At 74.4% G+C, this 20,957-nt stretch carries 19 protein-coding genes; 4 read left to right on the forward strand and 15 right to left on the reverse strand.

Going from position 1 to position 20,957, the window contains the following annotated elements; all coding sequences use genetic code 11:
• Positions 1-10: 10 nt before the first annotated feature.
• The 11 genes from BLASA_RS18755 to BLASA_RS18805 all read right to left on the reverse strand — a co-directional run bounded on the left by BLASA_RS18755 (position 11) and on the right by BLASA_RS18805 (position 13,749).
• Positions 11-1,744 (reverse strand): LpqB family beta-propeller domain-containing protein, encoded by a 1,734-nt coding sequence (locus BLASA_RS18755; RefSeq protein ID WP_014377802.1) that lies wholly within the window; start codon positions 1,742-1,744, stop codon positions 11-13.
• Entirely contained in the window at positions 1,741-3,462 is a 1,722-nt protein-coding gene (gene mtrB / locus BLASA_RS18760) for an MtrAB system histidine kinase MtrB (RefSeq protein ID WP_014377803.1), read from the reverse strand. The genes BLASA_RS18755 and mtrB overlap by 4 nt, the downstream gene beginning before the upstream one ends.
• Before the next feature lie 226 nt (positions 3,463-3,688).
• Positions 3,689-4,405, reverse strand: coding sequence for an MtrAB system response regulator MtrA (gene mtrA / locus BLASA_RS18765; RefSeq protein ID WP_051005072.1), 717 nt, complete (start codon positions 4,403-4,405; stop codon positions 3,689-3,691).
• Positions 4,406-4,567: 162 nt separating this feature from the next.
• Positions 4,568-6,064 carry an adenosylhomocysteinase gene (gene ahcY / locus BLASA_RS18770; RefSeq protein WP_014377805.1) on the reverse strand — a complete coding sequence of 499 codons (1,497 nt, stop codon included), beginning with the start codon at positions 6,062-6,064 and terminating at the stop codon, positions 4,568-4,570.
• Between the two features lie 172 nt (positions 6,065-6,236).
• On the reverse strand, positions 6,237-7,355 hold the full coding sequence (locus tag BLASA_RS18775) for a GmrSD restriction endonuclease domain-containing protein (protein WP_014377806.1): 1,119 nt from the start codon (positions 7,353-7,355) through the stop codon (positions 6,237-6,239).
• Between the two features lie 136 nt (positions 7,356-7,491).
• Positions 7,492-8,667 (reverse strand): mannose-6-phosphate isomerase, class I, encoded by a 1,176-nt coding sequence (gene manA, locus BLASA_RS18780; protein ID WP_014377807.1) that lies wholly within the window; start codon positions 8,665-8,667, stop codon positions 7,492-7,494.
• A gap of 73 nt (positions 8,668-8,740) precedes the next feature.
• On the reverse strand, positions 8,741-10,555 hold the full coding sequence (locus tag BLASA_RS18785; protein ID WP_014377808.1) for a glycerol-3-phosphate dehydrogenase/oxidase: 1,815 nt from the start codon (positions 10,553-10,555) through the stop codon (positions 8,741-8,743).
• A gap of 46 nt (positions 10,556-10,601) precedes the next feature.
• Positions 10,602-11,744, reverse strand: a complete 1,143-nt coding sequence (locus BLASA_RS18790; RefSeq protein WP_014377809.1) for an SIS domain-containing protein — start codon at positions 11,742-11,744, stop codon at positions 10,602-10,604.
• Positions 11,741-11,953 (reverse strand): Trm112 family protein, encoded by a 213-nt coding sequence (locus BLASA_RS18795; protein ID WP_014377810.1) that lies wholly within the window; start codon positions 11,951-11,953, stop codon positions 11,741-11,743. Before BLASA_RS18795 ends, BLASA_RS18790 begins: the two co-directional genes overlap by 4 nt.
• A complete protein-coding gene (locus BLASA_RS18800) occupies positions 11,950-13,326 on the reverse strand; it encodes a phosphomannomutase/phosphoglucomutase (protein WP_014377811.1) in 1,377 nt (458 codons plus the stop codon). The genes BLASA_RS18795 and BLASA_RS18800 overlap by 4 nt, the downstream gene beginning before the upstream one ends.
• Before the next feature lie 72 nt (positions 13,327-13,398).
• Positions 13,399-13,749, reverse strand: a complete 351-nt coding sequence (locus BLASA_RS18805) for a DUF3499 domain-containing protein (RefSeq protein ID WP_041775848.1) — start codon at positions 13,747-13,749, stop codon at positions 13,399-13,401.
• 220 nt (positions 13,750-13,969) lie between these two features.
• Between BLASA_RS18805 and BLASA_RS18810 the strand changes: the two genes are divergently transcribed.
• Positions 13,970-14,437: a metallopeptidase family protein gene (locus BLASA_RS18810; RefSeq protein ID WP_014377814.1), complete on the forward strand. Its 468-nt coding sequence runs from the start codon at positions 13,970-13,972 to the stop codon at positions 14,435-14,437.
• A gap of 27 nt (positions 14,438-14,464) precedes the next feature.
• On the forward strand, positions 14,465-15,367 hold the full coding sequence (locus BLASA_RS18815) for a hypothetical protein (protein WP_166486594.1): 903 nt from the start codon (positions 14,465-14,467) through the stop codon (positions 15,365-15,367).
• Positions 15,368-15,403: 36 nt separating this feature from the next.
• On the opposite strand, the gene BLASA_RS18820 is transcribed toward BLASA_RS18815, so the two are convergent.
• The 4 genes from BLASA_RS18820 to BLASA_RS26050 all read right to left on the reverse strand — a co-directional run bounded on the left by BLASA_RS18820 (position 15,404) and on the right by BLASA_RS26050 (position 18,540).
• Positions 15,404-16,249, reverse strand: a complete 846-nt coding sequence (locus BLASA_RS18820; protein WP_014377816.1) for an SDR family oxidoreductase — start codon at positions 16,247-16,249, stop codon at positions 15,404-15,406.
• Positions 16,246-17,241: a dTDP-glucose 4,6-dehydratase gene (gene rfbB, locus BLASA_RS18825; RefSeq protein ID WP_041775849.1), complete on the reverse strand. Its 996-nt coding sequence runs from the start codon at positions 17,239-17,241 to the stop codon at positions 16,246-16,248. The genes BLASA_RS18820 and rfbB overlap by 4 nt, the downstream gene beginning before the upstream one ends.
• Positions 17,242-17,418: 177 nt before the next feature.
• On the reverse strand, positions 17,419-18,243 hold the full coding sequence (locus tag BLASA_RS25225) for a hypothetical protein (protein ID WP_014377818.1): 825 nt from the start codon (positions 18,241-18,243) through the stop codon (positions 17,419-17,421).
• Positions 18,244-18,297: 54 nt separating this feature from the next.
• Positions 18,298-18,540: a WhiB family transcriptional regulator gene (locus tag BLASA_RS26050; protein ID WP_041776730.1), complete on the reverse strand. Its 243-nt coding sequence runs from the start codon at positions 18,538-18,540 to the stop codon at positions 18,298-18,300.
• Between the two features lie 372 nt (positions 18,541-18,912).
• On the opposite strand from BLASA_RS26050, the gene cofD reads away from it, so the two are divergent.
• Together cofD and BLASA_RS18845 are read left to right on the forward strand one after the other, a co-directional pair.
• On the forward strand, positions 18,913-19,860 hold the full coding sequence (gene cofD, locus BLASA_RS18840; RefSeq protein ID WP_014377820.1) for a 2-phospho-L-lactate transferase: 948 nt from the start codon (positions 18,913-18,915) through the stop codon (positions 19,858-19,860).
• Positions 19,853-20,911: a coenzyme F420-0:L-glutamate ligase gene (locus BLASA_RS18845; protein WP_014377821.1), complete on the forward strand. Its 1,059-nt coding sequence runs from the start codon at positions 19,853-19,855 to the stop codon at positions 20,909-20,911. Before cofD ends, BLASA_RS18845 begins: the two co-directional genes overlap by 8 nt.
• The last annotated feature ends 46 nt before the right edge of the window (positions 20,912-20,957 follow it).

Raw genomic sequence — 20,957 nt, forward strand, 5'->3', positions numbered from 1 at the left:
GGCGCGCGGCTCAGAGGGGGTAGAACGGCGCCGTGCCCGGTAGCGGCTCCGCGCCGCGGACCAGGGTCACCCAGGTGCCGCCGACCAGTTGCCAGATGCTGTCCTCCGCGCTCACCAGCGGCTGACGTGTGGGCGCGACGCCCAGCGACGTCGGCTGGCCCGGCAGACCGGAGGTGGAGACGGGCGTGAGCCCCCAGCCGTCGACGCGGACCGAGTACGGGACGATGCGGTCCTCCCCCTCGTCACCGGCCAGCACGAGCAGGGTGCCGCTGTCCGCCCAGGCGACGTCGATCACCTGCGCCAGGGTCGGCGTCACGTTCCGCAGGTCGCGCAGGACCACCGAGCCGTCCTCGTCCGAGCGCACCACGGTGCCCACGTGCAGCCGCCGGCCGTCCTGACCGTCGACGACCACGGCGGCCCGGACGCCGTCCGGGGACAGCTGCAGGACCTCGGCCCGGCCGAGGCCGGGCAGCGTGGGCGCGGCCACCGGCTGCGGCGGCCCGCCGGCCGGTACCCGGACCACCTCCGAGCCGTTCCGGACGACCCATGCCTCGGTCCGCGTGCCCGCGACCGTGGGAGCGCTGAGGGTGCCGGCCCCCAGGACCGGGGTGAGCTCCCCGCCGTACTGGCCGGCGAGCAGCGTGGCGCCACCGGGGTCGGTCCGCACGCCGGTGAGGAACGACAGCCGGCCGGTACCCGTGTCCGCCGCGATGGCCGCGCTGCCGAGCCCGTAGACGCCGGTGCCCGCGGGCCCGGGTGCCGGCTCGCCGCCGGGGAGGGTCCGGAGCGATCCCGCCTCGATGTAGTGCCCCACCCCGTCGACCGGCACGATGTCCGGGCTGAAGGAGGCCCAGTCCTCGACGGTCTGCAGCCGCGGTACACCCCCGGGGGTCACCGGCTCCCCGTCGAGGAGGACGACGACACTGCTGATCCGAGGCTGGTCGAGCTGCTGCAGGTTCCACACCAGCTGGGCGGAGATCTGGGCCAGCCTCGGGGAAGGTTCCGGCGGCAGGCCGCTCAGCTCGACGGTCGCCGTCTGACCCTCGACGGTGACCGCCCGGGTCAGCTGGACGCCGCTGAGGGGGTTGCGGACGCCGGCGGCCAACGGCGCCGACGCACCCTCGATGAGCCGCTCCACGAGCGCCGTGGGCTGCGACTCTCCCCGGATCAGATAGCGCGGGTCCGGCACCATCCGCTGCTCGGTCGGGTCGAGGAAGTAGGCGTTCACCGGGTCGTAGAGCCGCCGGAAGTCGGGCTCCAGCATGATGAGCCCCTCCGGTGGGTTGGTGATCCGCCACTCGCCGTCGACCTGCTCCAGACGGAAGTCCCGGGTGACGACGCCGCGCTCCGCCACGGTGAACACCCCGCGGGTGTCCACGGTGCCGATCAGGTTCGCGGTCAGCGTCACGGCGCCCTCGTCCGTGGTGACCAGGGCGATGTCGGTCCCGATGACGCTGATGCCGTCGTCGGACCAGGACTCTCTCACCTGCGGGGCCAGGTACTGCCGGGCCACCGGGTGCCGGCGCACCGTGCTGGCCGCGGCGTCGATGAAGTCGCGGACGATCCCCTCGGGGCTGGCCCCGGGCTCCGGCGGCAGCGGCTCGATGCCGACCGCGTCGACGACGCGCGCCGGCGCCTGGGTGATCTGGACCGTGGGCGAGCTGGTGGGCACCGTCGAGCAGGAGACCAGGGACAGCACGGCCAGCAGCAGAGCTGCCGCCAGCGCCCTCGGGGAGCCGGTCACGGTGCCTCCGCCCCACGGAGCTTCACCGGGCGCAGCGGCAGCGGGGAGCTGGTCAGATCGGCACCCGCCACCAGCGGCAGGGTCAGCCGGAACTGCGCACCGGCGCCCGGCTGCCCCCACACCTGCAGCCACCCGCCGTGCAGCCGCGCGTCCTCGAGGCTGATGGACAGGCCCAGCCCGCTCCCGCCCACCGTGCGCATCCGGGAGGGGTCGGCCCGCCAGAACCGGTCGAACACGTGCTGCGCCTCCCCGGAGCTCAGGCCGACCCCGTGGTCGCGCACCGTGACGGCAGCCGCCGAACGGTTGGCCGCCAGCGTGATCTGGACCGGGTGCCCCGAACCGTGCTCGATGGCGTTCCCGACCAGGTTGCGCAGGATCCGCTCGACCCGGCGGGCGTCGACCTCGGCCAGCACCCGGTCGGCCGGCCGGTTCACCTGCACCTCGCAGTCGTGCCGCTCGGCGAGGGAGGTCATCCCGTCCACCACCCGGTCCACCAGCACCCCGAGGTCGGTCGGCGCGGAGTCGAGGACGGCCGCACCGGCGTCGTACCGGCTGATCTCCAGCAGGTCGGTCAGCAGCGCCTCGAACCGGTCGAGTTCCGCGCGGAGCAGTTCGGCGGAGCGGGAGACGTGCGGCGCGAAGTCGTCGCGGGTCTCGTACAGGACGTCGGCCGCCATCTGCACCGTGGTGAGGGGGGTCCGCAGTTCGTGCGAGACGTCGGAGGTGAACCGCTGCTGCAGCTGGGAGAGCCCCTCCAGCTGGGTGATCTGCCGCTGCAGGCTGTCGGCCATGGCGTTGAAGCTGGTCGCCAGCCGCGCGAGGTCGTCCTCACCGCGCACGGCCATCCGCTCCTCGAGCTGCCCCTCCGCCAGCCGCTGGGCCGTACCGGCGGCCTGCCGCACGGGGTCGACGACCAGCCGGGTGACCAGGACGCCGATGCCCACCACGAGCAACGTCAGTGCGATCCCGCTGACCACCACCGTGCTCCGGATCAGCGACAGGCTCTCCTCCTCCTGCTGCAGCGGGAAGACGTAGTACAGCTCGATGCGGTCGGGCCCCTGGGCGTCACCGGTGACCGGCGCGCCCACCAGCAGGCTGGGCCGGAGCTCGCCGGACTCCCCGGGCATCAGGTCGTACTTGTAGGCCTGGCTGCCCGCGTCGACGGCGTCCCGCAGCTCGTCCGGCAGCGCCCCGTACAGCGGGCGACGACTGGTGGCCGGACGTTCGCGATCGGCCCGGTACACCATGACGACGTCGAAGTCGCCGGCCGCGCCGCCCCGGTCCAGCAGCTGGTTGACCGTCCGGGCGAGGGTGGCGCGGACGCTGGCGGCGTCCCCGGTCGCGATGCCGGCCGCCTCGCTCTGGGCGTAGACGACCCCCGCCTGCATCTGGTCGATCGCCGCCTGCCGCTTGACGTCGAGCAGCTGGTCCTTGATCTGGCTGAACAGCACCATGCTCACGATCACCACGACCGTGCCGGCGAGGAGCATGGTGATCGCGCCGATCCGCACCTGCAGCGACGACCGCCACGTGCGGACCGTGCGGGCGACGAGACGCCGGCTGGTCAGGCGGACCCGGCGACGGGCCCGGCCGGCCCGCCGGCGCAGCCCCCGCCGGATCCGGGTGAGCTCGGAGTGGCCCCGCGGTGCGCGGCCGGTCCCCGCCGACGTCGGCCGGTCGGCCGCGGTGCCCGGCGGGGGGGTCCGGGTCGCGGTCACCGGACCAGTGTCCCCCAGCCGGCGCCGGGAGTGGGGAAGCCGCCCGGGGCCGCCGCCCGTCCGCTCACGGTGCCCGCCGGTTCGCTCCCGCGGCCGGCTCCGCTCCTCGCTCGTTCCTCGCTGCGATGCTCACCGGCCTGTCCGCTCACGGTGCCCGCCGGTTCGCTCCCGCGGCCGGCTCCGCTCCTCGCTCGTTCCTCGCTGCGATGCTCACCGGCCTGTCCGCTCACGGCGGCCCGGCCTTGTACCCCACCCCGCGCACGGTGAGCACGATCTCGGGCCGCTCCGGATCCCGCTCGACCTTCGCCCGCAGCCGCTGCACGTGCACGTTGACCAGGCGGGTGTCCGCCGCGTGCCGGTAGCCCCAGACCTGCTCGAGCAGCAGTTCCCGGGTGAACACCTGCCGCGGCTTGCGGGCCAGGGCGACGAGCAGGTCGAACTCCAGCGGGGTGAGCGCGATCGGCACGCCGTCGCGGCTCACCTGGTGCGCCGGGACGTCGATCTGCACGTCACCGATGCTCAGGTTCTCCGCCTGCCCGGTCTCGCCACGGCGCAGCTGGGCGCGCACGCGCGCCACCAGCTCCACCGGCTTGAACGGCTTGGTGACGTAGTCGTCGGCGCCGGCCTCCAGCCCCTGGACGACGTCGATCGTGTCGCCCTTGGCGGTCAGCATGACGATCGGCACCGTCGACTGCGTGCGGATGTCCTGGCAGATCTGCAGACCGTTGCGGCCGGGCAGCATCAGGTCCAGCAGGACCAGGTCGGGCCGGGTCTGCTGGAAGACGCCGACGGCCCGGTTGCCGTCGGAGACGAAGGCCGGTTCGTATCCCTCGCGCCGCAGCACGATGCCGAGCATCTCGGCGAGGGCGGCGTCGTCGTCGACGACCAGGACACGGCCGCGGGAGGGTCCGTTCTGAGGCGCGGTGGGTGGCACGGCGACCATTCTGCGCTGAACAGGCAAGAAGGTGTCCCACCCGCCCGGGTGAGATGTCGGCGCACCGGCCTCCGCCTCCCCCGCGCGGTCCCGGGCATAGGAGGCTTTACCTACGTTCTGACCCCCGCAGACGTAGGTAAAGCCTCCTATGCCGAAGGAGGGCCGGGGGGATCAGTAGCGGTAGTGGTCGCTCTTGTACGGGCCCTCGACCGGGACGCCGATGTAGTCGGCCTGCACCTTGGTGAGCTCGGTGAGCTTCACGCCCAGGGCGTCGAGGTGCAGCCGCGCCACGTGCTCGTCGAGCTTCTTCGGCAGCACGGTGACGCCGGGCGTCTGGCCCTCGTAGGCGGCCCGGTTGTTCCACAGCTCGATCTGGGCGAGCACCTGGTTGGAGAAGGAGGCGCTCATGACGAAGCTGGGGTGGCCGGTGGCGTTGCCCAGGTTCAGCAGCCGGCCCTCGGAGAGCACGATGATCGTGTGGCCGTCGGCGAACCGCCACTCGTCGACCTGCGGCTTGATCGTCGTCCGGACGACGCCCGGGGTCTTGGCCAGGCCGGCGATGTCGATCTCGTTGTCGAAGTGCCCGATGTTGCCGATGATCGCCTGGTGCTTGGTCGAGGCCAGCTGCTCGGCGCTGATGATGTCCTTGTTGCCGGTGGCCGTGATGATGATGTCGGCCTTGCCGATGACCTCGTCTAGGGTGGTCACCTCGTAGCCGTGCATCGCCGCCTGCAAGGCGTTGATCGGGTCGATCTCGGTGACGATGACCCGGGCACCCTGGCCGCGCAGGGACTCCGCGCAGCCCTTGCCGACGTCGCCGTAGCCGCAGACGACCGCGACCTTGCCGCCGATCATCACGTCGGTGGCCCGGTTGATGCCGTCGATGAGCGAGTGCCGGCAGCCGTAGAGGTTGTCGAACTTGCTCTTGGTCACCGAGTCGTTGACGTTGATCGCCGGGAACAGCAGTCGCTCGTCGCGCGCCAGCTCGTAGAGCCGCATGACGCCGGTGGTGGTCTCCTCGGTGACGCCCGCGATGCCCTGGCCGATGCGGGTCCAGTAACCGCCGTCCTCGGCGAGCGTGCCGCGGAGGGTCTCGAGGATGACGCCGTACTCCTCGGAGTCGGCCTCGGTGGTGTCGGGGACGACGCCGTCGGCCTCGAAGCGGGTGCCGAGGTGGATCAGCAGCGTGGCGTCGCCGCCGTCGTCGAGCAGCATGTTCGGGCCGACGACGTCGCCGTTCTCGTCGCGGAACTCGAACAGCCGCTGGGTGCACCACCAGTACTCGGGCAGCGTCTCGCCCTTCCAGGCGAAGACCGGGACGCCGGCGGGGTCCTCGGGGGTGCCCTCGCCGACGACGATCGCCGCGGCGGCGTGGTCCTGGGTGGAGAAGATGTTGCAGCTGACCCAGCGCACGTCGGCGCCGAGGGCCGTGAGGGTCTCGATGAGGACGGCGGTCTGCACGGTCATGTGCAGGGAGCCGGCGATGCGGGCGCCGGCCAGCGGCTGCTGGTCGCCGTACTCGGCGCGCAGCGCCATGAGGCCGGGCATCTCGTGCTCGGCGAGCTGGATCTCCTTGCGGCCGAACGGCGCGAGGGAGAGGTCGGCGACCGTGAAGTCGGCCTCGCCGGTCCGGGTGGTCAGCGTGCGGGTGCCAGTGCTGGCGGTCATGAAAGCTCCAGGTGGTGCCCGGCGCGCTGGCCGGGCGATGCAGTCGGATGCAGGGTCGCTTCGATCCCCGAGACCGGGGAGAGCGAGCATGCCGAGGCTTCGGCGGGGCTCGTGCCGTCCTCCAGGGTAGGGGGCGGCCGCAACCGCGTCGCCCGGTGGCCACCCGGGTGCGTCAGGACTCGCAGCCGACCCCGTCGCCGTCCCGGTCGAACTTCTGCTGCCACCCCGGGTCACCCGCCCGGATCGGCGCCGCTCCCGCGGCCTTGACCTCGGTGCAGTTGGCATAGGAGGCACTCGGCGCGGGAGCCGGCGCGGGAGCCGGAGCGGGGACCGGCGCAGGAGCGGGGGCCGGCGCTGGAGCAGGCGCGGGCCTCGGGGCGGGCGCGGGCGCCGGAGCCGGAGCGGGCGCAGGAGCCGGCTGCTGCGCAGGAAGTACCGCCACCACGCCACCGGGCAGCGGCTCGGTCGGGCAGGCGCTGAGCACCGTGGCCATCGTGTTCTTCTCGGCCTGGGTGACCCAGGCGCCGTAGCGCACCTTCACCGCCACCTGCCGGGCCACGTACGCGCAGCGGTAACCGCGCACCGGCGGCAGCCAGGTGGCGGCGTCGCCGTCCCCCTTCTGCATGTTCAGGGGGCCGTCGACCGCCAGCAGGTTCAGCGGATCGTTGGCGAATGCGGTGCGCGTGGTGGCATCCCACTGCTGGGCGCCCTTCTGCCACGCGTCGGAGAGCGCCACCACGTGGTCGATCTGCACGTCGTCACTGGTGCCCTGACCGCGCTGGAAGGGGATGGTGCGGCCGGAGTAGGGGTCGGCCAGCGTGCCGGTGAGGACGACGCAGTTGCGCGTCCCCGGCTTGAAGGCCTCCCGCTCCAGGTCACGGGCCAGCATGTCGTTGCGGGTGTCGCAGCCGTTGCGGTCGGTGTCCACCCAGCCGGAGCCGAACAGGTCGCGGTCGTAGCCGGTCCGGGGAGCCCGGCCCTTGACCTCCAGCGCCGCGAGAGCGGCGAGGGCGGACGTCGGAGCTGCGGCACCCACCACGGCGTCGGTGCTCGTCGGGTTCAGCACCCCGGCGGCCTCGGCGATCCGGTCGGCCTCGACCGCCCGCTCGGCGGTCTCCTTCTCGGCCAATGCGGCGTCGGCCGCCGCCGCGGCGGCCTCGAGCTCCGCGGCGCTCAGCGAGGGCTCGGCCTCGCGGGACGAGGACTCGGTCTGCCGGGACGACGACTCCGTCTCCGGCGCCCTCTCGGCGCAGCCCCCCAGCAGGGCGAACGCCAGGAAAGCGGCGACCACGCCGGGGACGGCGCGACGTGGACGGGCAGTACGAGACACGACAGTTCCCCCGGACGAGACGACAGCGCCTCGAAAAGTAGGCCGCCACCGCCTCCCGCCCGGTCTGCGACACGCATCCCGCTCCACCCCGGAGGGTTCAGGCCAGGTTGGTCGTGGCCCGGTAGAGGACGGCGGGGCCGTGCGCGCTGACCGGGGCGCCGGCGGGGATGAACGCCGCGCGGCCCTTCTCCAGCGTCAGCTCGCCGTCGGCCGAGGCGAGCACGGCGGCTCCCTCGGTGCAGAACAGCAGCTGCGGGCCGCGGGTGGTGAGGACGCCCGACTGCTCGTCGAGGTGGACCCGGGTGAGGTCGAAGTCCTGGACCGGTACGGGGTAGCGCAACCCGCCCGGACCGAGCACCGGGTGGATCACCGGCACCCTGCCGTCGGTGAAGTCCAGCACCTCGATCAACGCCGCCAGGTCGACGTGCTTGGCGGTCAGCCCGCCCCGCAGCACGTTGTCGGAGCTGGCCATCACCTCGACGCCGGCCCCGGCCAGGTAGGCGTGCAGGTTCCCCGCGGGGAGGAACACCGCCTCTCCGGGCGCCAGCTTCAGGTGGTTGCACATCAGCGAGATGACCACACCGGGGTCGCCGGGGTAGGTCTCGGCGAGAGTCGCGGCCCACCGGTAGGTGTTGATGAACTCCGGGTCGTGCGCCGCGACGAACCTCGACGCGGCGGTGGCCACGGCGGACACCAGCTCGGTGCGCCGCTCACCGGGGAGGGCCAGCAGCTGCGGGATGGCCGCCCGCAGCCCTCCGCGGGCCAGCGCGGCGATGGTGGGCTTGAGCTCGGGCACCTGTAGCTTGGCCAGGCAGTGCAGCGACTCCTCCACCGGCCGGAAGCCGCACAGCGCCTCGAAGGTGGTGAGGGCCAGCAGCAGCTCGGGCTTGTGGAACGGGTCCTTGAACGTGCGCGTCGGGTCGTCGTGCGGGATGCCGGCCGCTTCCTCGGCGGCGAAACCGGCCTCGGCCTGCTCCGTGGTCGGGTGCGCCTGCAGCGACAGCGGGGTGTCCGCGGCGAGGACCTTCATCAGGAACGGCAGCCGGGCGCCGAACCGCTCGACGACGGCAGCACCCAGCAGCGCCTCGGGGTCGGTGGCGATCGCCGTGTCCAGCGGACGGCCATCGGCCAGGACGCTGGATTCGTCCGGGTGCGCCCCCACCCAGAGCTCCGCGTGCGGCCGGTCGGCGGGCACGGGTTCACCCAGGAGTTCGGGGATGACGGTCCGGCTACCCCATGGGTAGAACCGCACACCGTTGGTCAGCTGCCACATCGCCTGCGCACATTACGGCGGCGAGGTCCACGTCCGGAACGACTGCCCGTCCGGCGGTCACCCGGACGGGCCGTCACACCGCGGCACGCACGTCCGGCGCGCCGAGCCGGGCGGCGTCGGCGGTGTGGTCATCGGGCATCCGCTGCGACTCCCGCTCCGCCGCCACCCGCGCCGTGTAGTGGGTGACCTCGCGGGCGGCGCGTTCCTCGTCCCAGCCGAGGACCCGGGCCATGAGGGCGGCCACCTCGGGCGCCGAATCCACCCCGCGGTGCGGCGTCTCGATGGAGACGCGGGTACGCCGGGTCAGCACGTCGTCGATGTGGAGGGCGCCCTCGGCGGTGACCGCGTGCACCACCTCGGCGGCGAGGTACCCCGGGGCACCGGTCAGCGGACGGCCGAGCGCCGGGTCGTCCCGCGCCAGGTCCAGGACGGCACCGATCTGGTCGCCGTGGCGCTGCAGGAGCCGCACCAGGGTGTCCTCCGGGACGCCGCTCTCGGCGGACAGCTCGGCCGCGCGGCCCCGGACCGCCGCCCAGCCGCGGGCCCCGACGAGCGGCAGCTCGGCGGTGCGCGACCGCGGCGCGCCCGGCAGGCCCGCCACCGCCGCGTCGACCGCGTCGGCGGCCATCACCCGGTAGGTCGTGTACTTGCCGCCCGCCACCAGCACCAGCCCCGGTACCGGCGTGACGACGGCGTGCTCGCGGGACAGCCGGCTGGTGTCGTCGGACTCGCCGGCCAGCAGCGGCCGCAACCCGGCGTAGACGCCGACGACGTCGTCCGCCGACAGCGGGCGGACGAGCACCCGGTTGACCTGGTCGAGCAGGTAGGAGATGTCGGCGCTGCTGGCCGCCGGGTGGTCGCGGTCCAGCCGCCAGGGGGTGTCGGTGGTGCCGACGATCCACTGCTCGCGCCACGGGATGACGAACAGCACGCTGGTGGGCGTCCGCAGGATCAGCCCGTCCGGACCGACGTCGCCGCCGTCGATGGCCGCACGCGGCACCACGAGGTGGATCCCCTTGGAGGCCCGTACCTTCAGGCTCGGCGCCGAGGCGCCGAGCATCTCCCCCACGTCGTCGCTCCAGACGCCGGTGGCGGCGATGACGCTCCGGGCACGCACGGTGAACGAGGAACCGTCGGTGAGGTCGGCCACCCGCACGCCCACCACCGCGGCCTTGCCGCCCCCGCCCACCCCGCCGATGCCGCCCCCGCCCACCCCGCCGATGCCGCCCCCGCCCACCCCGGCGATGCCGCCCCCGCCCACCCCGGCGTCCCGCACGAGGTCGACGACCCGGGCGCTGGAGAGCACGGCCGCTCCGTAGCCGGCCGCCGTGCGCACCACGGCCAGGGTGTGCCGGGCGTCGTCGACCTGGGCGTCCCAGTAGCGGATCGCCCCCCGGACGACGTCGCGCCGCAGGGCCGGGAACGCGCGCAGCGTCGCCCGGCGAGAGAGGTGGCGGTGCCGTGGCATCGTCCGGTCGCGGGCGAAGGCCGCACCCAGGACGTCGTAGAGGGCGACTCCCGCGCCGTAGTAGGCCCGCTGCCAGACCGGCGCGGTCAGGGGCAGGAGGAACGGCAGTGGCCGCACCAGGTGCGGAGCGATGGTGCCCACGAGCCGGGCCCGCTCCTTGAGCGCCTCGCGCACCAGCGGGAACGCCAGCTGCTCCAGGTAGCGCAGCCCGCCGTGGATGAGCTTGCTCGACCGGCTGGAGGTGCCGGCGGCCCAGTCCCGCGCCTCCACCAACCCCACCGACAACCCCCGGCTGGCGGCATCGAGCGCCGCCCCGGCGCCGGTCACCCCGCCACCGATCACCAGGACGTCGACGACGCCGTCGGCCAGCCGCGCGCGGTCCGCCCGCCGCCGTTCCGGTGACAGCTCCGTACCGCTCATGCCCCCCACTGTCCCCCTCGGCCTGACCGCGGCGCGCACCGCCAGGTCACGACCCGCGCGCCCGCTCGTGGTCGAGGGCGAGCGCCAGGTAGACCGCCCCGAAGTCGGCGACGGCCAGTTGCCGCGCCAGCCGCGGCAGCCGGGCGTACCGGTCCGGATCGCCGTGCTCGGCCAGTCCGCTGACCGGGATGTCGTGCGCGGCAGCGGTCCGGAGCACCTGCTGCATCGCGTCCGCCGCCGAACGCGGCTCCCGTTCCCCGGCGCCGTCGTGCCCCCCGGCGTCGCTGTCCCGGATGGTGAGCAGCCGCAGCCGGCGGCCGACGTCGTCGGCGCGGTCCCGGAAGAAGTCACCGGCGTCCCGCGGGGCCAGCGGTCCGCCCAGCACGGCGCACGCCGCCACCCGCTGGTCCGGCAGCCGGAAGCCGGTCGCCGGCAGGCCGGCGAGCGTGGCCAGCTGGTCGGCGACGCGGATCGCGGCCGCCCCGGCCAGCGGCCCCTCCGCGGCGATGACCGGCAGCGCGTCGAGCAGCTCCAGGGCGAGCGTCTTGGCCGGGTTGACGACCGACTCACGCGCCGGCCCGCACTCCTCGGCCACCTCGTCGAGCGCCGTGGCGACCGCGTCGGTGCCGGCCACCCCGGCCGAGAGCAGCCCGAGGTCGGTGGCCAGCTGCAGCATGGGGGTGAGCAGCGACCAGAGAGTGGTGTGCTGCACCCGGTTGCGCGGCAGGGCCACGTAGGGCGCCCGGGCGGTGGAGCAGGCCGCCCGCAGCGGCGCGTCGTCGGCTCCGATGCCGACGAGGGAGACCCCCCGGCGCGCGGCCTCGTAGGCCGGGCCCACGGCGTACGCACCGGCACCGGTGCGGGTGGCGACCACCGCGATGTCGCTCGGCCCGGTCCACACCGGGAGCGCCGGCCCGGGCACGACCTCGACGGTGACCGGGCTGGCGGGACCCAGCAGGGCGCGCAGCACCGACCCCGCGACCGCGCCCTCCCGTCGGGCGACGATCACCAGGCCCCGCGGGCGGCCCCCCTCGGTGACCCGGCCGAACCCGGCCTCCTCGGTCAGCCGGGCCGTCTCCCGGACCTGCGCCCCCGAGCCGGCCACCGCCGGCAGCAGGCCGCGGGGGTCCCGGGCGCGCAGCAGATCGAGGTCGTCGAGGACCTCCTCGGCGAGCTCGGACGAGGTCATGACGTGCGGTGCCGCGCCTCGTCGAGGAGGAGTACCGGGATGCCCTCGCGTACCGGGAAGCCGCGGTCGCACGTGGCACAGACCAGTTCACCGGCCGCCTCGTCGACGGTCAGCGGGGTGTGATGGGTGTCCGGGCAGGCGAGGATGGACAGCAGGTCCGGGTCCAGCCCCAGTGGACCGCCGGCGGACGTGCCCTGGGTTCCGGTCATCTCTGCTCCTGTTCCGTGCGCACCGTCGTCAGCACCCGGTCGCGCAGCTCGATCATCCGCGCCTCGTCCGGCGCCTCCACGTTCAGCCGCAGCAGCGGCTCGGTGTTGCTGGCCCGCAGGTTGAACCACGCGCCGTCGGGCAGCTCGACGGTGAGCCCGTCGAGCTCGTCCACCGTCGCGTCCTCCCCCTCGAAGATCGCGCGCACCTCGGCCACCCGGCCCGGCGCGTCGGCCACCGTGGAGTTGATCTCACCCGACGCCGCGTACCGCGAGTACGCCGCGGTCAGCTCCGACAGCGGCCGCCCCTGCTCCCCGAGCGCGGCGAGGACGTGCATGGCCGCGAGCATGCCCGTGTCGGCCCGCCAGAAATCACGGAAGTAGTAGTGCGCCGAGTGCTCGCCGCCGAACACCGCGTCGGTGCGGGCCATCTCGGCCTTGATGAACGAGTGGCCCACCCGCGTGCGCACCGGCTGCCCGCCGTGCTCGCGGACGATCTCCGGGACGGCGCGCGAGGTGATCAGGTTGTGGATGATCGTCGTCCCACGGCCCTTGGCCAGCTCCCGGACCGCGACCAGCGCGGTGATCGCCGACGGGCTGACGGGCTCGCCGCGATCGTCGATCACGAAGACCCGGTCGGCGTCGCCGTCGAACGCCAGGCCGATGTCGGCACCGTGCGCCACGACCGCCCGCTGCAGGTCGACCAGGTTGGCCGGGTCCAGCGGATTCGCCTCGTGGTTGGGGAAGGAGCCGTCCAGCTCGAAGTACAGCGGCACGATCTCCAGCGGCAGCCCGGCGAGGACCACGGGCACCGTGTGCCCGCCCATGCCGTTGCCGGCGTCGACGGCCACCTTCAGCGGCCGGATCGTCGTCAGGTCGACCAGCGAGCGCAGGTGCGCGGCGTACTCGGCGAGGACGTTCCGTGCGCTGACGGTGCCCACGCGGTCCGGCACCCGCTCGAAGGAGCCGCGCTCGGCGGACTCGCGGATGGTCACCAGGCCGGAGTCCTGCCCGATCGGGGCAGCGCCGGCACGGCACATCTTGATGCCGTTGTACTGCGCCGGGTTGTGGCTCGCGGTGAACATCGCGCCCGGGACGCCGAGCGAGCCGGCCGCGAAGTAGAGCAAATCGGTGGAGCCGAGGCCGGCCTCCACCACGTCGATGCCACGGGCGATGACGCCCTCGGCGAAGGCGCGCGAGAGCGGCACGGAGGAATCCCGCATGTCGTGGGCGGTCACCACGGTGGCCGCCCCGCTGTCGGCGAGGACGAACTCCGCGAACGCCGCACCGATGGCCCGGGCGACGTCCTCGTCCCACTGGTCGGGGACGACACCGCGGACGTCGTAGGCCTTGATCAGCGAGGACAGGTCGGGCACGCCGACGACCCTATAAGGACCCCGTCCCCCGCACGCCTCGCACGTCGGGCGCGAGTCTCTGGACGGGGCCGTTCAGGGCAGGTCGGGGAGGACCCGGAGGTGGCCGCGGCGGATCCCGCTGCCGTCGTCGGCCGGGGCCCGCGGCGGCTCGGGACGGGCCGCCTCGCGGACGGCGTCGGCCAGGGCCAGCAGGTCGTCGCCGGTCGGCCCGACGTCGTCGAGGTCGATCTCGTGGCGGACGACCTCCCAGCCGCGCGGCACGGTCAGCCGCTCGGCGTGGAACTCGCACAGGTCGTAGCTGTGCGGCTCCGAGAACGTCGCCAACGGGCCGACAACGGCCGTCGACTCCGCGTACACGTAGGTCAAAGTCGCCGCTGCCGGTTGCGCGCAGCCGCTGCGCGAGCAGCGACGTGACTGCCTCACCACCGGTTCCTCACGCACGGCACAGTAATCCCGCCCGGCGGTACGCGACAGCAGGCACACCGGGAATCCCGCCGCGACGCACCATCCTGCACGATGACCCCGTGCGCATCGTCACCGGTCGGACCGGGCATCCGGGCCGCCGCGGCGTGGCGCCGGAGAACGTCCGGCGAGCCGCTCGCGAGCCCGGCGTGTTCCGCCTCGCCGTACCCTTCGACGCGTCATGAGCACCCCTCCCCGCCGCCGCACCCGCTCCCGCCGCGACCGCCACGGCCGCGGCCTGCGGGGACGGCTCGTCCCCGTGCACGTACCCCTCTCCCGCAGCCGCGCCGAGCAGTTCGACGACCTCGTCCTCGACGCCGTCGAGGACCTCGAGCGCCGCTGGGAACGGGAACTGGCCGGCGTCGAGTTCGCCGTCGAGGACGTGCCATGGGTGGAGCACACCGACCAGGACGAGGCCGAGCTGGACTCCGACGTCCTCGACGACGCGGGCGTCCCGCTGGCCCGCCTGGTGCCGGCCCGGCGGGAGCAGGGCCAGGAGGTGCCGCCGCGGATCATCGTCTACCGCCGGCCGCTGGAGCTGCGCGCGCACGACCGGGAGGATCTCGCCGACCTGGTGCGCGACGTGGTCGTCGACCAGGTGGCCACCCTGCTGGGTCGCGACCCGGAGGAGATCGACCCGACCGGCTGACCCGGCCCGGCTGAGATGCTGGGCGGGATGGACGTCTCTCCCGCCGCCTGGCTCCTCCTCGGCCTGGTGCTCGGCGTCCTGGCGGCAGTGACCGTAGTGGTGGGCGTGGCGGCTCTCCGCCGGCGGCCCGATCGCACCGGCCAGCGGCCACTCGGCACGTCCGCCGACGGCGCGCCCGGCCAGGTCGACGACCTGGCCGACTTCCTCGAGCACCCGCCCGGCTCCCGGCCCGGGGAGTCGCAACCCTCCGGGTGGGCGACGCTGGCCCCACCTCCGCCGCCGGCCCCGGCAACCCGGGCCGGCCACGGGCGGGCGCTCCTCCCCCTGGCCGCGATGTGCCTCGCTGCGCTGACCGTGGTCGGGACCACCGCCGCCGTCGTGGCCGGCACCCGCACCGCTGACCGGGTCCCGCCCCGCGTCGCGGGTGCTCCCGGCGAGGTCCGGGACCGGGACAGCGGGGAGGACCCGACCGTGGTCGCGGACCTGGTCGTCGGTGGGCTGGTGCTGGAGCCACGCGCGGTGGGCGTCACCGCCGCCTATCCGGAGCTGCGGCTCCGGTCCGAGGGCGACACGGCGAGCGTGGAGCTGCGCCTGCCCACCTACAACTGCCTGACCGCCACACCGCCACCGGACCCGGTGGCCGCGGGGTGCGCCGCCGCGCTGGTCGAGCACGCCGATCTCGGACCGTCGGACCTCCGGGTGGAGCGGCGCGGCGACCGGCTGACGCTCCGGGGGCGGGCCGCCACCGTCACCCGCCCGGCCGGCTCAGCGCCCGAGCCGACCGGGCGGGTCTACGCGCTGGAGCTCACCGTCGCCCCCCGCGGGGAGCCGGCGGAGGACGGCACGCGGAAAGCCGCCGGCGAGCTCCGGCTCGGAACGGGCACGGCGCCGGTCCTGACCGATCGCAGCACGCTCCGCCGGGGGAACTGACCGACCCGCATCGTGTCCTCGGGTGCGCCGCCTGGATCAGCCGTGGTCGCCGAGGTACGCAGCGAGGGCTTCCCGCCACTCCCGCGGCCGGAACCCGGCCGCCCGGATGCGGGTGAGGTCGAGGACGCTGTTGAGCGGCCGAGGCGCGATCCCGGTCTTCCCTGCGTAGTACTCGGCGGTGCTCACCGGGATCACGTCGTCGGCGGAGCGGCCGCGGGCGGTGAAGACCAGCGCTGCGACGTCGGCCCAGGATCCGGGCTCGCCGTCGCCGGTGAGGTTGTAGGTGCCGTAGGCGGCGCCGGCCTCGACCAGGTGCCGGATGCCGGCGGCGAGGTCGCGGGTGTCGGTGGGCCGGCCGATCTGGTCGTCCACCACCGAGGGGCTGATGCCCCGGTCGGCCAGGGACGCCATCGTGCGCACGAAGTTGCCGCCCTCGCCCACCACCCAGGTGGTGCGCACCAGCCAGTGCCGCTCGATCGCGGTGGCACGGGCGTCGCCGTCGGCCTTGCTGCGCCCGTAGACGCTCAACGGACACGGCGGTAGGTCCTCGGGGATCGGGCCGTCGTGCCGTCCGTCGAAGACGTACTCGCTGGAGATGTGCACGAGGGCTGCACCGTGGGCGTCCGCCGCGGCGGCCAGGTGGCCGACGGCGTCGACGTTGGCGGCGCGGACGGCGGCGTGGTTCGCGGGGTCCTCGGCGGCGTCCACGGCGGTCCAGGCCGCGGCGTTGAGGACGACGTCCACCCCGGACCAGTCGTACGCACGGACGGCGGCGGCGTCGGTGACGTCGAGGGCCGCCCGGTCGAGGGCCACGGCGGCCGGGAACTCGCGCTGCAGGGCCCGGCCGAGCTGCCCCCCGGCGCCGACGATGACGGCGTTCACTGCCCGCGGGCGGCGTAGGCGGCCTCGACCTGCTCCTTCTGCGGCCGCCACCAGCCCTCGTTCTCGCGGTACCAGTCGATGGTGGCGGCCAGGCCGTCGCGGAACCGGGTGTACCTCGGCGTCCAGCCCAGCTCCTCGCGGAGCTTGGTGGCGTCGATGGCGTAGCGCAGGTCGTGTCCGACGCGGTCGGTGACGTGATCGAAGGCGTCGGCCGGCCGGCCGGTGAGCTGCAGGATCAGCTCGAGCACCTCGCGGTTGTTCTTCTCCCCGTCGGCGCCGATCAGGTAGGTCTCCCCGGAGCGGCCGCGGTCGAGGATCGCGTGCACCGCGGAGTTGTGGTCGTCGACGTGGATCCAGTCGCGCACGTTCTCGCCCTGCCCGTAGAGCTTGGGGCGCAGCCCGGAGAGCACGTTGGTGATCTGCCGCGGGATGAACTTCTCCACGTGCTGGTAAGGCCCGTAGTTGTTGGAGCAGTTGGAGATGGTGGCGTGGATGCCGAACGAGCGCACCCACGCGCGCACCAGCAGGTCCGAACCCGCCTTGGTCGAGGAGTAGGGGCTGGACGGGTTGTACGGCGTCTCGGGGGTGAACTTCGCCGGGTCGTCGAGCTCCAGGTCGCCGTAGACCTCGTCGGTGGAGATGTGGTGGTAGCGGACGCCGTGCGCGCGCACCGCCTCCAGCAGCGTGAACGTGCCGACGATGTTGGTTGTGAGGAACGGCGACGGGTCCCGCAACGAGTTGTCGTTGTGGCTCTCCGCGGCGAAGTGCACGACGACGTCGCAGCCACTGACCAGCCGGTCGACCAGCGCGGCGTCGGCCACCGAGCCGTGCACGAACTCGATGCGGTCGCGCACCGGCGCCAGCGACGCCTCGTTGCCCGCGTACGTCAGCGCGTCGAGCACGGTGATCTGGTGCTCGGGGTGCTTCCGAACCGTGTAGTGCACGAAGTTGGCGCCGATGAAGCCCGCGCCCCCGGTGACGAGCATGCGCATCGTCTGTCGACCTCTCCGTCGTCGCATCCCCCCGAGGCGACGCCCCGAGCGGCACCCGCCGTCCCGCGGATGTCCTGTGCGGCTCGACGGTAACCGAACGCGATCGACCACTCGACGCGACCGCCGCCGCCGGGAACCCCCGGTCCACCCGGCTGCAGACCGCCGGGCAGCGACCGGTCAGCGCGGCCACCCACGCGCCGGCGCGGTGAGCGCGACGACGGGCGCTCCCATCTCCGTGCGCAGCCCGCCGCCGGCAGCGGTGCCCCACCAGGGCCAGCGGTCGGCTCCGTCCACGAGCGTGAGCAGCCCGACCCGCAGCCGGTCGCCGTCGGTCCGGACCGCCAGCTCGAGCCGCCCGGTAGCGGCGAGCAGCCGGGCCGCGCTGCGCAGGAAGCCGCGCGCCCGGCGGTCGGGTGCCCCCTCGAGCAGGTCGGGCAGCCACCGCTCCAGGTGGTCGGGGTCCGCGCTCCGGACGACCGGTCCGGCCTCCTCCAGCCCATCGACCAGGCGGGTGCTGCGCGCGTTGACCACCACCGCGGTCGGCAGGCGGGCGGCCAGCGCCCGCGCCGTCGGATCACCCAGCGGCAGGCCGGTCAGCCGCAGAGACCGGGGGCCGCGCAGGGAGTTCAGCAGGTCGAGCATCCCGGTGGCCAGCTGCCCGGCGGCCGCGTCGTCCTGCGCGAGCAGCCGGGCGGTGGGCCGGCCGCCCGGGAGGGGGCGGGAGCGCTGGCCGAGGAGGGAGACGACGACCGGTCCCCGGCGGCGCAGCGCCAGGAAGGCCACCGCCCGGGGCGGCCCGCCGGGCTCTCCGTCGATCACGACGGCAGCGGGGCGGGTGAACGAGCGGTGCGCCGCGTCGTCGTTCAGGACGGCGGTGAGCCACGGGGCGCGCGCGGTGACCGGCGCCCCGAGGGCGGCAGCCAGCGGATCGGCCGCCCGCACCTCGCGGACCACCCGGGCGCGACCGAGGACGACACGGGCGAGGGCGGCACCAGCGGGCACAGCCCCGAACAGAACCAGCTGCTGGATCGACCCCCTGCAGGCGGGGGTCCGTCGTCAGATGGCGCGACGGCGCAGCCGGCGGCGCTCACGCTCGGACAGGCCGCCCCAGATCCCGAAGCGCTCGTCGTTGGCCAGCGCGTACTCCAGGCACTCGGCCTTGACCTCGCACCCGGTGCAGATCTTCTTCGCCTCGCGGGTCGAGCCGCCCTTCTCGGGGAAGAACGCCTCCGGGTCGGTCTCCGCGCACAGCGCGCGCTCCTGCCACGACTGGGTCTCGGCCTCGGGGCCGAAGCCCAGGAAGCCGACGAACGGCTGACCCGTGCCCTGACCCACGGCCTGCCCCGTGCCGTGGCCGGTGACGGCCCCCAGACGGTCCGCGGACCGCTCGGACCCGTTCACGTAATCGCTCAACCACGACACCTCAGCCATGACGGTGCGTCCCCTCTCGCTCTCGTCCCGGTGCTCGGCCGCCAGGTGGTTCCCGGGCCGTCAGCACTCGTCGACACCGCGGGAATTACACGCGTGTCGTTGCCCGCCCGTCAACTTTGCCCGGTGTAAGCGACACGCCACACCAGCCCCGTGCGCACCAGGGCCTTCGTCACATCTCGTGGCAGCCCCCGACACGCCCGGCGAACAGTCGACAAGTGCTCATCGGGCACCATTCGTTTCGTGCAGATCGTCGTGCTGGCAGGTGGGACCGGAGGGGCTCGATTCCTGCGCGGGGTGCGCGCGGCCGCCCCCGAGGCGGGCATCACGGCCGTGGTCAACACCGGTGACGACGTGACGCTGCACGGTCTGCGGATCTGCCCGGACCTCGACACGGTCGTCTACACCCTCGGCCGCGGCATCGACGAGGAGCGCGGCTGGGGCCGGGCCGGGGAGAGCTGGACGGTCAAGGAGGAACTGGCCGCCTACGACGCCGACCCCGCGTGGTTCGGCCTGGGCGACCGCGACCTGGCCACGCACCTGATCCGCACCCGCATGCTCGACGCCGGTTACCCGCTCTCCGCCGTCACCGCCGCGCTGGCCGACCGGTGGCAGCCCGGGGTCACCGTGCTCCCGATGAGCGACGAGCGCGTCGAGACCCACGTGGTCGTCACCGATCCCGAGGACGGCCGCCGGCGCGCCATCCACTTCCAGGAGTGGTGGGTGCGCCACCGCGCCGCCCTCGACCCCTCGGCCTTCGTCCAGGTCGGCGTGGAGCAGGCCCGCCCCGCGCCCGGGGTGGCCGAGGCGTTCGCGGCAGCCGACGCCGTCCTCCTGGCACCGTCCAACCCGGTCGTGTCGATCGGCACCATTCTCGGGATCCCCGGCCTCCGCGACGCGCTGCTGGCCTCCCCCGCACGCATCGTCGGGGTCTCCCCGATCGTCGCCGGCTCGGTGGTGCGGGGCATGGCCGACCGCTGCCTGCCGGCGGTCGGCGTCGAGGTGAGCGCCGAGGGCGTCGGCCGGCACTACGGCGGGCGCCGCGCGGGCGGCCTGCTCGACGCCTGGCTGGTGGCCGAGGACGACGCCGCCGACGTCCCAGGGGTCGACGTGCGCCGGGTGCCCCTGCTCATGTCCTCCCCCGAGGCGGCGGCCGCGATGGCCCGCGCCGCACTCGACGCCTGTGCCTGAGGAAACCGGGATCCGGGTGCTGCCGGTCCCGGGGTTGCCCGAGTTCTCCCCCGGCGAGGACCTGGGCGCGGCCCTCGTGTCGGCCGCACCCTGGCTGGCCGACGGCGACGTCGTCGTCGTCACCTCCAAGGTCGTCTCGAAGGTCGAGGGCCGGCTCGTGCGGGTCGACCCCGGTGACGACCGGGAGGCGGTACGGCAGCGGGCCATCGACGACGAGACGGTGCGCACCGTGGCCCGCCGCGGCCCGCTGAAGATCGTGCAGACGCCGCAGGGCTGGGTGGTGGCCGCGGCCGGCATCGACGCCTCCAACGTCGCCTCCGACACCCTCGTCCTGCTCCCCGAGGACGGCGACGCCTCGGCCCGCAGGCTGCGCGCGAGACTGCGCGAGCTGGCCGGCGTGGACGTCGCCGTGGTGGTCAGCGACACCTTCGGCCGCACCTGGCGCGAAGGGCTGACCGACGTGGCGGTCGGCTGTGCCGGGATTCCAGCCCTCACCGACCACCGGGGCGCCGTCGACGGGCACGGCAACCGGCTGGAGACCACCCGTGTGGCGCTGGTCGACGAGCTCGCCGCCGCCGCCGACCTGGTGAAGGGCAAGCTGGCCGATATCCCGGTGGCGGTGGTGCGCGGCCTCCCGGTGCAGCGCCCCGGCGACGACGCCGACGAGGGCACCCGCCCACTCGTGCGGCTCCCGGCGGACGACCTGTTCCCGTACGGCTCCCGCGATCTCGTCGGCTCCCGTGCGCCTGCCGCGGACCTCGTCCCCCGCCCGGGTGGGCCGGCGGCGGTGGCCGCGGCGTTGCGGGTGGCCAGCACCGCACTCCCCGAGTTCCCGGTGGTGCTCAGCCACGGCAGCGAGGACGACGACGTCGTCGACGTCCACCTCCCCGACGCGGTGACCACCACGAGCGCGATCAACGCCGGCGCACTCGTCGGCGCGGCCCTCGTCCAGCTGCACGCCGAGGGGTGGGCCACCCGCTGGGAACCGGTCGCCACCGCCGGCGGGACCTCGCTCGTCGGGCGGCTGTGGATCGGCGGCGCGGCCTCCTGAGGCCTGCGGCGGTCGACCGCCGGCGACCGGCGCAGGCCGCCCGGCC

This window comes from Blastococcus saxobsidens DD2 (assembly GCF_000284015.1).
Classification (GTDB): Bacteria; Actinomycetota; Actinomycetes; order Mycobacteriales; family Geodermatophilaceae; genus Blastococcus; species Blastococcus saxobsidens_A.